Origin of the sequence: Herbaspirillum sp. NPDC101396, from assembly GCF_044767365.1 — a bacterium.
Classification (GTDB): Bacteria; Pseudomonadota; Gammaproteobacteria; order Burkholderiales; family Burkholderiaceae_D; genus Herbaspirillum.
This window is the reverse complement of record NZ_JBIWNT010000001.1, coordinates 323,357-335,893: the sequence shown is the minus strand read 5'-3', so window position 1 is coordinate 335,893 and position 12,537 is coordinate 323,357. Positions and strand designations below refer to the sequence as shown.

The 12,537-nt window shown below is 62.3% G+C and carries 11 protein-coding genes; 4 read left to right on the top strand and 7 right to left on the bottom strand.

The genetic code is table 11. The features are described 5' to 3' along the window. Positions 1–61: 61 nt before the first annotated feature. Positions 62–898, bottom strand: coding sequence for an HDOD domain-containing protein (locus ACIROY_RS01505; RefSeq protein ID WP_402271833.1), 837 nt, complete (start codon positions 896–898; stop codon positions 62–64). 315 nt (positions 899–1,213) lie between these two features. Between ACIROY_RS01505 and hpnD the strand changes: the two genes are divergently transcribed. From hpnD to ACIROY_RS01485, 4 genes are all read left to right on the top strand, one after another. Then, a complete protein-coding gene (gene hpnD, locus ACIROY_RS01500; RefSeq protein ID WP_016832581.1) occupies positions 1,214–2,047 on the top strand; it encodes a presqualene diphosphate synthase HpnD in 834 nt (277 codons plus the stop codon). 53 nt (positions 2,048–2,100) lie between these two features. After that, complete coding sequence (locus ACIROY_RS01495) at positions 2,101–2,460, top strand: YxeA family protein (RefSeq protein ID WP_402339099.1); 360 nt, start codon at positions 2,101–2,103, stop codon at positions 2,458–2,460. Continuing rightward, positions 2,444–3,787 (top strand): hydroxysqualene dehydroxylase HpnE, encoded by a 1,344-nt coding sequence (gene hpnE / locus ACIROY_RS01490; RefSeq protein WP_402271836.1) that lies wholly within the window; start codon positions 2,444–2,446, stop codon positions 3,785–3,787. The genes ACIROY_RS01495 and hpnE overlap by 17 nt, the downstream gene beginning before the upstream one ends. A gap of 134 nt (positions 3,788–3,921) precedes the next feature. Then, the gene (locus tag ACIROY_RS01485; RefSeq protein ID WP_402339097.1) at positions 3,922–5,061 is read left to right on the top strand and encodes an L-lactate dehydrogenase; all 1,140 of its coding nucleotides are present in this window, start codon (positions 3,922–3,924) and stop codon (positions 5,059–5,061) included. A gap of 90 nt (positions 5,062–5,151) precedes the next feature. Here the strand turns inward: ACIROY_RS01485 and ACIROY_RS01480 are convergent, their stop codons facing one another. The 6 genes from ACIROY_RS01480 to ACIROY_RS01455 all read right to left on the bottom strand — a co-directional run bounded on the left by ACIROY_RS01480 (position 5,152) and on the right by ACIROY_RS01455 (position 12,366). Continuing rightward, on the bottom strand, positions 5,152–5,832 hold the full coding sequence (locus tag ACIROY_RS01480; protein WP_402271838.1) for an ankyrin repeat domain-containing protein: 681 nt from the start codon (positions 5,830–5,832) through the stop codon (positions 5,152–5,154). A gap of 11 nt (positions 5,833–5,843) precedes the next feature. Further along, positions 5,844–6,623: a TatD family hydrolase gene (locus ACIROY_RS01475; protein WP_402339096.1), complete on the bottom strand. Its 780-nt coding sequence runs from the start codon at positions 6,621–6,623 to the stop codon at positions 5,844–5,846. A gap of 63 nt (positions 6,624–6,686) precedes the next feature. Then, positions 6,687–8,159: a PepSY domain-containing protein gene (locus ACIROY_RS01470; protein WP_402339094.1), complete on the bottom strand. Its 1,473-nt coding sequence runs from the start codon at positions 8,157–8,159 to the stop codon at positions 6,687–6,689. Between the two features lie 2 nt (positions 8,160–8,161). Beyond that, on the bottom strand, positions 8,162–10,360 hold the full coding sequence (locus ACIROY_RS01465; protein ID WP_402339092.1) for a TonB-dependent receptor: 2,199 nt from the start codon (positions 10,358–10,360) through the stop codon (positions 8,162–8,164). 120 nt (positions 10,361–10,480) lie between these two features. Continuing rightward, a complete protein-coding gene (locus tag ACIROY_RS01460; protein ID WP_402271846.1) occupies positions 10,481–11,023 on the bottom strand; it encodes a response regulator transcription factor in 543 nt (180 codons plus the stop codon). Then, positions 11,020–12,366 carry an ATP-binding protein gene (locus tag ACIROY_RS01455; protein WP_402271849.1) on the bottom strand — a complete coding sequence of 449 codons (1,347 nt, stop codon included), beginning with the start codon at positions 12,364–12,366 and terminating at the stop codon, positions 11,020–11,022. The genes ACIROY_RS01460 and ACIROY_RS01455 overlap by 4 nt, the downstream gene beginning before the upstream one ends. Between the last annotated feature and the right edge of the window lie 171 nt (positions 12,367–12,537).

Here is a 12,537-nt window from a genome sequence, read left to right as displayed (position 1 = left end):
TTTCGCGCAATAAAAAAGGCAGCCGTTTCAGGGCTGCCTTTTTTGTTTCCGAAAGGTCACGTCAGATCAGCAGCGCCGAAGTCAGCGAACGGATTTCATCAGCGGAATCTTCCAGCACGTCGCGCAGCGAATCATCGCCCATGTATTCATCAACGATGGTGTCGGATTGGCGACCAGCCTCAAGCACGCTCTTCTGGAACGGCGACGGCACCGGCGACAACTCCTTGGCCAGCAGCAGCACATCGCCCAGCGTTTCCGGCGGCAGCACGCGGATGCCATGCCACAGCGATTCGACCGCTGCCACCACGGCTTCGGGGATGCCCAGCTTCTTGAGAACGGCGCGACCGATCATCTTTTCGCCGTATTCCGCCCAGTCTTCGGCGTTGCCATCGAGCAGGCCGGGGAATTCATCGGTGCGCGAGAGCAGATAGAAGCCGCCGACTTCATGCACGATGCCGGCGAACATGGCGGTCTCCGGATCGAGACGCGTCATCTTCAGTGCAATGACTTGCGCCAAAGCCGCAACGTTGGCGGTGTGCTCCCACAGCTGCGCCGCCTTGACGCGCATCTCGGGGTCCGAAATATTGCGGCCGAGCTGGCGCACGATGACTGCCGTCGTGATGGCGTTGAGGGTCTTGAACCCCAGCCGCATGACGGCCGTTCGTACGTTGTTGATTTCACCGCCGGAACGGTTGTAGGCAGCCGAATTGGCAATCGCCACGGTACGCGCCGACAGCAAGGGCTCGGCCATCACCAGTTTCGACGCCGCCTCGAGGTGGCAATTCGGATCGTTGAGGGCCTGCTGCAGTTTGATCGATGCATTGACGTTGGTCGGGAACACCAACTCGCCCCGTCCGGCCTGCACTGCAATGCTTCTGAAAGCTTCCAGTCTGTTCATGAAGAAATGGTCTCCTCGCCTTGATTGCTCACCCCAGTCGCGCAATGCGTCTGTCGTTTTGTGTTTTTATCAACAGCATCGGCATGATTTTCTGCAGTTCCCGTCGAACTTGCCGCCGGTCCTCAGTCATGCCTCGTTGCCCTCAGCTTAATGTACAACGTCTGCTGCTGCAACCAGCTTTCACTGCAATTACGAAGGTGCGCACCCATGTCGGAACGCGAAGCAGATTGCCCTCGGCCCCCTAGTCGGCTAGCATAGCGGCTTCTTGCATGACGGCGACCTCGCGGCGCCCGCTTTTTTACCTCATCCCACCCCATGTCTCCTGACGAATATTGCCAGCAAAAAGCCGCCCAAAGCGGCTCCAGCTTCTACTACAGCTTTTTGTTCCTGCCGCCGGAACGCCGCCGTGCCATTACCGCGCTGTACGCGTTCTGCCGCGAAGTCGACGACACCGTGGATGAAATCGAGGATGCCGGCGTGGCGCGCACCAAGCTGATGTGGTGGCGCAAGGAAATCGCCTCCATGCTCAACGGCAACCCCAGCCATCCGGTGACGCTGGCGCTGCAGCCGCACGTGGCGACCTACGGCCTCAAGGGCGAGCATCTGCAGGCCATCATTGACGGCATGGAAATGGACCTGGACCAGACCCGCTACCTCGACTACCCCGGCTTGCAGCGTTACTGCTGGCATGTCGCCGGCGTGGTCGGCATCCTGTCGGCCAGCATCTTCGGCGTGACCCAGGGCGGCACGCTACTGTTCGCCGAAAAGCTCGGCCTGGCGTTCCAGCTCACCAACATCATCCGCGACGTCGGCGAAGACGGACGCAAGGGTCGCATTTATTTGCCGGTCAACGAATTGCAGCAATTCAACGTCACTGCCGCCGACATCCTGAATGCACGTCACAGCGAAAATTTCGAGAAGCTGATGCGATTCCAGGTGGAGCGTGCTCAACGTGTTTACGATGAGGCGTTCGCATTACTGCCAAAAGAAGACCGTCGTGCACAACGTCCCGGTCTGATGATGTCGGCAATTTACCGCACGCTGCTCACTGAAATCGAGCGCGACGGCTTTCACGTGCTGAATCAGCGCATTTCGCTCACGCCGATACGCAAGCTCTGGCTGGCCTGGAAAACCTATATTCGCGGCTGAACTTTAGCGCGGTCGGGACGTCAATTCACTTTCCGAAATTGACGGACCGAAGCATGAAACGCATTTACGTACTATCGCTGCTCGCCGGTGTCGCCTTCGCCGCCTGCGTATTGATGAGCCCGGGCTTCAACGAGTTGCTCAAGCGCGTCGGCAAGGACGAGTTCTATGTCTACGTGGTCGACCCGGGCAAGAAGATCCTGCCGGGCGCCTACGTCAGGCAATACTATGAATACAGGTTGCCGGCCGTCGGCGAAAGCGGCGCACAGAAGACGCTGACCTTCACGGCGACCAAGCAATTGTCGCTCGACACTTACCTGCGGCTGTACGTGTCTTCCGCCGGCCAGGTAACGGCATGGGAAGAAGTGCAGCAGCGGGAATTACCGGACCGGATCAAGAATGGGAACATTCCCTGAGAACAAAAGCAGTGATCACATCGCCGTCATCGGCGGCGGCTGGGCCGGATGCGCCGCTGCCGTCATCCTCGCCAAAGCAGGCAAACGCGTCAGCCTGTTCGAAGCCGGTCGCACCCTCGGCGGCCGCGCACGCCGCGTAGACGTCGACGGCCGCACGCTCGACAACGGCCAGCACATCCTGCTCGGCGCCTACCGCTCCACCCTCTCTCTCATGAAAACCGTCGGCATCGACGCCGAACGCGCGATGCTGCGCCTGCCTTTGCAGATGCGCTATCCGGCCGGCACCGACGGCATGGATTTCGTCGCGCCGCGGCTGCCGGCGCCGTGGCACATGCTGCTCGCCTTGTTCCGCGCCACCGGACTGGCGCGCGAGGACAAGCTGGCGCTGGCGCGCTTCTCGACCACGGCGCGCTGGATGGGCTGGCAGTTGCACGAGGATTGTTCCGTCGCTGAATTGCTGGACCGTTTCGACCAGACCGACCGGCTCAATCGCCTGATGTGGACGCCGCTGTGCATCGCCGCGCTCAACACGCCGCCGCAGCGCGCTTCGGCGCAGATATTCCTGAACGTGCTGCGCGACAGCCTGGGCGCACGCCGCGCCGCCTCCGACATGCTGATTCCGCGCACCGATTTGACCGCGTTGTTTCCACAGCAGGCGGCCGCTTTTGTGGAAAGCCGCGGCGGCAGCGTGACCTGCGGCCAGGCCGTTGCCTCCATCTCGGCATCGACGCCGGGACGATGGAACGTCGCTTTCAAACAAGATGCCGACGCGCAATCATTCGACGGCGTGGTCATTGCCACCGCGCCGGAAGCCGCCGCCAATCTGCTCGACGGCCTGTGCGACACGACCACGCTGCGCGCGTTCGCCTACGAACCGATCACCACCTGCTATCTGCAATACCCGGCGGTGGTCAGACTGGAACAACCCTTCTTCGCATTGACCGACGATGCCGGGCTTGCCGCCTGGGGGCAATTCGTGTTTGATCGCGGCCAGCTCAACGGCGTTGCCGCCGATGCCGGCTTGCTGGCGGTCGTGGTCAGCGCCGCCGGCGACGCCATTGCAGAGGGTCACGCTGCCATGACCGACGGCATTGCCACACAACTGGCGCGCCAGCTGGGCAATCCTCTGCTGCAGACGCCACTGTGGAGCAAAGTCATCTCGGAAAAACGCGCGACCTTTTCCTGCACACCCGGACTGCTGCGGCCGGACAATACCGGCATGCCCGCCGGCCTGGCGCTGGCCGGCGACTACGTTGCCGGCGACTATCCGGCAACGCTGGAAGCCGCCGTGCGCAGCGGGGTTGCTGCAGCAGCGCTGTTCTCGTAAGCGGTCTGCGCCTGCACGAATTTTATTCAGCGAAACTTTTCATCTTTCTGTCAAAGGGATTCACCCCATGACGCGCCGGTTTGATCTACGATACGGTCAAATTTCATAGATTTAACCTATTTTGGAGAAGAAACATGCCCGTGATCACCTGTGTTGAAGACTTGCGCGTGCTCGCAAAGAAACGGGTTCCCAAGGCTTTTTACGACTACGCGGACAGCGGCTCGTACACTGAGAGCACCTATCGCGCCAACACCGGCGACCTGGCTGCATTGAAGCTGCGCCAGCGCGTGGCGATCAACGTTGACCAGCGCTCCACCCGCACCACCATGATCGGCCACGACGTCGCCATGCCGGTGGCGATCGCCCCGACCGGCCTGACCGGCATGCAATGGGCCAACGGCGAAATGCTGGGCGCGATTGCGGCGGAAAAATTCGGCATCCCCTTCACGCTGTCCACCATGAGCATCTGTTCGATCGAAGACGTCGCCAGCGTGACGACCAAACCATTCTGGTTCCAGCTGTACGTGATGCGCGACCGCGGCTTCGTCAAGTCGATGATCGATCGCGCCAAGGCGGCCAAGTGCTCGGCACTGGTGCTCACGCTCGACCTGCAGATCCTCGGCCAGCGCCACAAGGACCTAAAGAACGGCATGTCGGTGCCGCCGAAACTGACGCTCGACACGCTGATGGACCTGGCCAGCAAGCCGGGCTGGGCGCTGCGCGCGCTGACCGGCCGCAAGACCTTCGGCAACCTGGCCGGACACATCACCGGCGGCGGTAGCGGCATCCAGACCCTGAGCCAATGGACCGCCAGCCAGTTCGATCCGACCCTGAACTGGGACGACGTCGCCTGGATCAAGGAACAATGGGGCGGCAAGCTGATCCTCAAGGGTATCCTCGACGTCGAAGACGCCAAGCTGGCGGCGCAAACCGGCGCCGATGCGCTGGTCGTCAGCAACCACGGCGGCCGCCAGCTGGATGGCGCGATGTCGTCCATCGAAGCGCTGCCGGCGATTGCCGAAGCAGTCGGCGACCAGATCGAAGTCTGGTTCGACGGCGGCATCCGCAGCGGTCAGGACATCCTCAAGGCCACCGCGCTGGGCGCCAAGGGCACCATGATCGGCCGCGCCTTCCTGTATAGTCTGGGCGCCATGGGTGGCGAAGGCGTGACGAAGATGCTGCAAATCCTGCACAAGGAACTCGACGTCAGCATGGCCCTGACCGGCACCAAGGACATCAAGGACGTCGGTCCGCAAATCCTGATCCGCCGCTGATATCTCATTCAAGGCAGCAAATAAAAATCCCGGCTTGCGCAAGCATCGCCGGGATTTTTTATTTTGCAGAACGATTGAAGTGAAGGGAATTTACTCCGGCTTTTGCTGCGACCACGGCGTGTGCTTGCCGGTCAGTTCTTCAACGGTTTCCTTCTGGTCGAAACGACGCGCCAGGTCCAGCGCGGTCATGCCGTCGGCGTTCTTCAGCGTCACGTCGGCGCCCTCTTCCTTCAGCAAACGCACCGCCATCGTACGGCCGCGCACGGCCGCCAGCATCAGCGGCGTCATCTTGTCGTCGGGCGATTCGGCGTCGATATAAGCCGAGGCATCCAGCAGCAGCTTGATGGTCTCGGGCCGGCCGTTGATGGCGGCATAATGCAGTGCGGTCCAGCCGGGACGATTGACTTCGACTTCCTTGTCCAGCAGCAGCTTGACGACATCGGTCTTGCCGTAGAACGCAGCAACCATCAATGCCGTGTCGCCGTTCTTGGCCTTCGCTTCAAGATCGATGCCAGGCGTATTGAACAAGACATTGAAGGCCTTCATCGAATCTTCGCGGATAGCCAGCATGAGCGCCGAATAGCCGCGCTGCGGTTCGACCATGTTCGGTCCGAGACCGCGCTTGATCAGGTCTTGCAGCTCCCGCGGCGCATCCATCTTGACTGCGATGAAATAGTCTTCGTAGGTACCGGCATGTGCTGGGGCAAGCAGGGACAACGCGCTCAGCGCCAACACTGCGGCATGAATGGAAAAGAAACGGCGATTCGGCATGCGGGCTACCCTCATTTGACCATCTTGAACAGCGTGAAGAAATTCTCGGTCGTGTGGCGCGCCACCTCTTCCACCGGGATGCCGCGCAAATCGGCGATGAACTCCGCCACGTGCCGCACCAGGCCCGGCTCGTTGGTTTTGCCGCGATGCGGCACCGGCGCCAGGTAAGGCGAATCGGTTTCGATCAGCATGCGTTCCAGCGGAATCGTGCGCGCCACTTCCTGCAAGGCCTTGGCGCTCTTGAACGTGACGATGCCGGAGAAGGAAATATAGAAGCCAAGTTCAATCGCCGCATCCGCCACTTCCTGCGACTCGGTGAAGCAATGCATGACGCCGGCGGCGCCGCCGGCTTCCGGATTGGCGCCCTCTTCGCGCATGATGCGGATGGTGTCTTCCGAGGCCGAACGCGTGTGGATGATCAGCGGCTTGCCGGTGATGCGCGAGGCGCGGATGTGCGTACGGAAACGTTCGCGCTGCCATTCGAGATCACCCTGCAGGCGGAAATAGTCGAGCCCGGTTTCGCCGATGGCGACGATACGCGGATTGTCCGCCAGTTCGACCAGTTGCTCGACGCTCGGCTCCGGCGTGTCTTCATAGTCGGGATGCACGCCGACCGAGGCGTAGATATGCGGATATTGCTCCGCCAGCGCCAGCACCTGCGGAAACTCGGGAAGATTCACCGAGACGCACAAGGCATGGCTGACGCGGTTCTCGTCCATCTTGCCGAGGATATCCGGCAGGCGCGCGACGAGTTCGGGGAAATTGATATGGCAATGGGAGTCGATATACATGATGGGCGCTATTTTACGCCATCGCCCCGCTGCCGGCCTTTCCAGGCACCGCTCGCACGAACGTCAATGCCGCAGGCGGCGCACCCCGATCACCACGCCGGTCAGGCTCAGCGCCAGTCCGCCCAGGCTCAGGAGAATCAGCGCAATGTCCCACAACGGCCGGCTCGACAGCAACACCGGCAAATCCCAGCTGTGCAGGAAGGCGAACAGCCAGCGCTTGACGCGTTGCGTGCCATCCAGTTTGCCGAGCACCACGCCGGTGGCAGGATCGATGTGCACCCAAGTCTGCGCCGCATCGGCATAGCGCAGGCGCAACACCGGCAAGGGATGGCGCATGCCGCCCATCATGGTGTGCGCTTCGCGGCTGTAGTAATACGCGTCTTCGCGTTGCAGCAGTTCGCTGCCGGCCAGCGGCGCATCGATCAGCTTCGCCGCCGCGCGCATGACTTGTTCTTGTGGAACAGCATCGTCGACATGGTGTTCCGACGCGTCGATCATGCGCGTGCGACCAGCGCCGTTGATCGCGATCAGGTAAGGCTTGCCGTCCAGCATGTGCCAGCGCAATTCACGCGCTTGCCACGACGGCGGCAACAACCTCAGTGCATCGCTGCTGCCGAGCGGCCAGCTTGCCGGATCAAGCACGGCGCCGGCATAAGCGCGCCGGTTCAGTTCCACACCGCCGCCTTTGAACAGTCCCCATGGATTCATCGACATCAAGCCGCTGAACACCCATGTCAGCGTGATGCCGGCGAACGCCAGTCCGATCAGATGATGCCAGCGCATCACCGGTTCACGGTACGGCGTCTTCGCGCCGGAACGGAAACGCCCTCGAAAACGCCAGCGCCAGATGCCGATCACGCTGCCGCTGACGGCGACCAGCACGCCCGCCAGCGACAGGTAGATGACGATGTGGCTCCATGCGCCGTCGAGCGGACCACCGCGAAACGCGTATAGCCAATGCAGCCAGGCGCCGGCGTAATTCCACACGCGTTCGGTGTGCGTCGCCTTGCGCACGACCTCGCCGGTGGTGCTGGAGACGTAGAGCAAGGTCTGCTCGGGATCGCCCATCTGTACGCGATGCAGCGGCCGGTGCAGGTCGAGTCCACGGGTGTGCGTCCAGGTGTCTTCATCCACCCGATCCACGTAGCGCGGCGTAGCGTCGGGCATGAAAACGTGGGCCGCCGCCACAGCATCCTTGGCGCCGATATCGGTGACGGCCGCGCCGCTGAGCGCGTCAACTGCGATGACTTTTTTGCCGACGCCGAACTGATATTGCGGTCCTCCCGCCGCACTGGTCAGCACGATGGACGACGGCCGCGCGTCGGCAGGCAATGCGCGTGCCGCCTCGCCGACCGAGATGCAACAGCGAGCACCATCGAGATCCGGCAGACGCGCCAGCCGCTCCGACTGGGTCAGCTTGGGATAGCCGACGTACATCATCACCACGCCGCTGACGAACCACAGCAGCATGAACAGGCAGGCGACGATCCCGAGCCAGCGATGGATCAGGAACAGCCAGCGTTTGGCGCGCTGCATGCTCAGAAATTCGCCAGCAAGGCGACTTCAAACGTACGCGGCGCGCCAAGATAAAACATCGGCGTGCTGGTGATGTTGTCGGCGTAGACCTTGTCGGTCAGGTTCTTGACACGGGCGGTGATGGTCGCCTTGTTCAGCTTGCGGCTGAGGCTGGCGCCAAAGATCGCATACCCCGGCGCGCTCACCGTATTGGCGGTATTGCCGTACACCGACGACACCGCGCGTGCATCGAAGCCGGCGTTCCAGTCGGGCAGGAAGGCGTAATCCAGCCACAGATTGGCGACCCGCGCCGGTGTATTGGTCGGACGATTGCCGGCGCGAGAGACCGCGACGCCGCCGACGCTTTCAGTGAAATTATCGTACTGTGCGCGCACCAGCGACAGATTGCCCTGGACGCGCAGACGCTTCACCGGACGTACGCCGAACGCCAGCTCCACCCCGCGTGAGGACTGCTGACCGACCGGCACCGTAAGGTTGGGATTGGTCGAGTCGGTCACGGCCAGGTTCTTGCGCGTGATGGCATACGCGGAAATCGTCGCGTTGCCGCGGCCGTCCCAGAAGTCGAACTTGCTGCCGGCCTCGACCTGGTCGCCCGTAGTCAAATCGAAATTCCTGACCTGGCTGAAGTTGGCGGTGGTCAGCACGCCGGCCGGCGGATCGGCGGCCGTGCTGTATTGCACGAACAGATTGGCTGTCGGCGTGATATCCCACACCAGCCCGGCGCGTGCGGTGGTAGGGCGATAGGTGTTCTTGAAATAGGCCGGATCGGTGACGCTGACGGTGCGCTGGTTTTCCACCTCGAGCTCAATGCGGTCATGACGCAAGCCGGTCACCAGCGCCAGCGACGGCAACAGCCGCGTGCGGTTTTCGAGGAAAGCGGCAATCGTGGTGACACGATTGCTGCGGTCCGGCACAAAGTCGGAGCTCATGCCGGGAATCGAAAAGAAAGTCTCCGTGCTGAAATTGAGCGGATGGACACTGCTGATCGGTCCGGCCACCGTGCGCGGGAAACGCGTCATGCGGTTGACGCTGTAGTCGACGCCGCCGGCCCATTCCGATTCCAGCGAGCCGAGCTGGCCGCGATGCTGCCATTCAAATCGATTGCCAGTCAGTTCCTGATCGTGACGCTGCAGGAAGGCCGATGAGCGCACCACCTGCGTGTTGCTTGCGTTGTAGCGATAGACCTCGACGTTGCGGTAATCGCGCAGCGCGTCATAGTGATAAAAAGTATTTTTGAACGACGTCTTGTCGGACAGGCGGTAATCCACGATCGAGCGGAACCACTCCACGGTTTGCTCATACACGCCGTCATTGGCGTTGTAGTTCTTGAAGCGCGTGGCCGGGTCGATGCGACCGGTTCCGGTGGTCGGGTTCAGCAGCGGCGTGCCCCAGTAGGGACGATCGACATGCTCTTGCTGGTATTCGTAGGCGAGCGTGTGCGAGAGCTGGGGCGTAATGTCGGTCAGCAGCGACAAGGCGCCGGTCAAGGCGCGGCGCCTCTCGCCGTCGACATAGCCGTCGCTGCCGCTGCGGCTCAGGTCGATGCGCAAATAGTTGGTGACGCCCTGTCCGTCTCCGGCGCTGAGTTTGCGATTGAGCCCTGCCGCCACGACGGATGAATTGTTCGAGCCGTAGCTGCCGTACAGCTGGGCCAGGTCGCCGTCGCGATTGGCTTGTTTGGTAATGTAGTTGATCGCTCCGCCGACCGCGCCCGCGCCATGCACGAAGCCGGAGGCGCCTCCGACCGCTTCGACGCGATCGTAGATCCAGCTGTCGATCGGCCGCGCCGAGATCGAGTCGTATTGCACGGTGATGCCGTTGAACAGTTGCGTGATCTGCGATGCAGAAAAGCCGCGATAGGAGACGAACCCGGCCTGCCCCGGCGGCGCCGAAGCAGTCACGCCGGGAATGCCGCGCAGGATCTGCTGCGTGTCGCTCGCGCCGCGCGCCTCGATGGCGGCGCGGTCGATGATGCTGATGCTGCCGGGGGTATCGCGCACGCTCAGGCCGAGACGGCTGGCGGTGGAAGCGTGCTGGTCGAGCTGAAGTTTTTCGTTGGGTTCGTCGCGCGTGTCGCGCACTTCGATCGTCTCGAGCACGTCGCTTGCCGCGAAGCTCGCGCCGCTGCACAAACCGAGCACCGCAACGGCGATCGCGCGTCGCCGCGGCAATGACAGCACCTGCCGGAAAAACTTCTTCACTATGGTTTCCCCCCATGGAATAAAGGGGGCCATGCTAGAGGCTCAGGTGCGGCTTGGGAATGCGACAGATTGTCGCAGCGTGCGATAGCGGCAGCTTGCGCGCTATCGCACGCACCGAACTTACTTGGCGACGGGGCGTTTCGCCAGCTTGCGCTGCAAGGTGCGGCGATGCATGTTCAGCGCGCGCGCCGTGGAAGAAATATTGCCCTGATTTTCCACCAGCACGCGCTGGATGTGCTCCCACTCGAGGCGTTCTACCGACAGCGGTGCGGCGGTGTCGGTGTTGTCGAGGTCGGTGGAAGCATCGTTGGCGCTGTGCTCCAGCGCAGACAGGATGGAATCGAGGTTGGCCGGCTTGGCCAGATAGTTGTCGGCGCCGGCCTTGATTGCCTGCACCGTGGTGGCGATGCTGGCATAACCGGTCAACACCAGCAGCCGCGCGTGCGGAAGTTTTTCGCGCAGCGGCGCGATCCACTGCAAACCCGAATCCTGCTGCAATTGCAGGTCAATGGTAGCGTAGGCGAAATCGGTTTCAGCGGCGGCCTTCAGCGCATCTTCGCCGCTGTGCGCGACAGTCGCAGAGAATCCCCGGCGCGACAGTGAACGCGCCAGCGTGGAGGCGAACACGTCATTGTCGTCGAGGATCAGGAAGGCTGCGCTCATGTTTTCTTCTGGTTGAGGAGGAGACGGTTGGGAGAGATCAGCGGCAAGGCCAGCGTCGCGCAGGCGCCCCGCCCTGCCGTTCCGGTCGCGGCGGCAAGCGTCAGCTTCCCGCCCATTTGGCGCGCCGTGGCAAAGGCCAGCATCAGGCCGATCCCCTTGCCGCCGGTGCTGCTGCGTACAGGCTCGTAACCGAGACGTTTCAGCAATTCCGGCGCGATGCCGGGACCATCGTCGGCGACGCGAATGATAGCTGAATTCATCGTCGAACTTGCAACGGCGTCTTTTTGCAGACTCAGCACTACGTCGACTTTGCCGTTTTCAGAGACCGCCTGGGCGGCATTGTCAAGCAGGGTCTGCACAACCTGTCCGATCAGTTGCCGGTCCTGCGCCGGCGCCGTATCAAGCAGATCCGGCACGCCTTGCGGCAAGGTCAGGCGAATCGACACTGCCGGATGGCGCAGGCGCCAGCTATCGACGAAATGTCGCAGCCAGTCGCTCAGGCTGACCGGCGCAGCCGTATCGGCTTGCCGCACCTGCACATCCATGCCCATACGATCGAGCGCCGTCTTGCAGACTGCGATCTGCTCTTCCACCACGGCCAGATCGTCGCGGTATATGGTCAGCGCATTGTTCCGTCCGGCCTCGATGCGCAGCTCGCCCGCGATCACCGCGACGGTCGCCAGCGGCGTGCTCATTTCATGCGCGGCGCTGGCGGCCTGCGTGCCGAGCGCAACGATGCGTTCATCCTGCAACTGTTGCTCACGCGCCTGCGCCAGTTGGGCGTCGCGCGACCTCACCGTGGCCGACATGCGGGTTACGAACCACGTGATCAAGGCCGCCGACATCACGAAGTTCACCCACATCCCGGCCAGGTGATATGCCGTGGCCTGGTCGTGATCATGGATGTGCAGCGGCTGATACAGATACGTCAGCGCCGAATAGCACGCGAGGGAATACAACGCCAGGCCGAACGCATATGGCGACGGCAGGACTGCCGCGGCCACGGCCAGGGCCGGGAGGTAAAAGGACACGAAGGGATTGGTCGCGCCACCCGTGAAATACAGTAAGGCCGACAAGGCGCTGACGTCGATGCAGAGCTGGAAGAACAATTCCGGCTCGCGCACCGGCTGCGGCAGGCGCATGCGCAACCATGTCAGGCCGTTGAACACCAGCATCAGCCCGAGCACGGTACACAGCGGCGTCAGCGGCAGGCTCAGCTCCATGCCGTAGATCGCACTGGCCACGAGCAAAGCCTGCGCCAGCGTCGTCACGCAGCGCATCCAGAACAGGCGCAGCAGCAGTTGATGCTGCGACAAGGGGCGGGAAAGGGAAAGTATCGGCATGGCGCGATTATATGCCGCTCCGCGCCTCCAGTTCATGCGACGCGACGCGCACTCACGCCCACGACAAGGCGCTCGCTGGGGGTGGAAACGCATCTTCCATCATGGAAGGTCTTCAAGATACATGTCCGGCAAGCCTGAACTTACCCGCGGATGCGGAGATAGTAGATAAAA

Excerpts from the sequence above, each read along its gene's own strand:
- ACIROY_RS01470 (WP_402339094.1), bottom strand. The coding sequence starts at position 8,159 with ATGCAGCGCGCCAAACGCTGGCTGTTCCTGATCCATCGCTGGCTCGGG.
- ACIROY_RS01460 (WP_402271846.1), bottom strand. The coding sequence starts at position 11,023 with ATGAGCGCAGCCTTCCTGATCCTCGACGACAATGACGTGTTCGCCTCC.
- ACIROY_RS01480 (WP_402271838.1), bottom strand. The coding sequence starts at position 5,832 with ATGCCGAATCGCCGTTTCTTTTCCATTCATGCCGCAGTGTTGGCGCTG.
- ACIROY_RS01495 (WP_402339099.1), top strand. The coding sequence starts at position 2,101 with ATGAAACGCATTTACGTACTATCGCTGCTCGCCGGTGTCGCCTTCGCC.
- ACIROY_RS01485 (WP_402339097.1), top strand. The coding sequence starts at position 3,922 with ATGCCCGTGATCACCTGTGTTGAAGACTTGCGCGTGCTCGCAAAGAAA.
- hpnE (WP_402271836.1), top strand. The coding sequence starts at position 2,444 with ATGGGAACATTCCCTGAGAACAAAAGCAGTGATCACATCGCCGTCATC.
- ACIROY_RS01505 (WP_402271833.1), bottom strand. The coding sequence starts at position 898 with ATGAACAGACTGGAAGCTTTCAGAAGCATTGCAGTGCAGGCCGGACGG.
- hpnD (WP_016832581.1), top strand. The coding sequence starts at position 1,214 with ATGTCTCCTGACGAATATTGCCAGCAAAAAGCCGCCCAAAGCGGCTCC.
- ACIROY_RS01455 (WP_402271849.1), bottom strand. The coding sequence starts at position 12,366 with ATGCCGATACTTTCCCTTTCCCGCCCCTTGTCGCAGCATCAACTGCTG.
- ACIROY_RS01475 (WP_402339096.1), bottom strand. The coding sequence starts at position 6,623 with ATGTATATCGACTCCCATTGCCATATCAATTTCCCCGAACTCGTCGCG.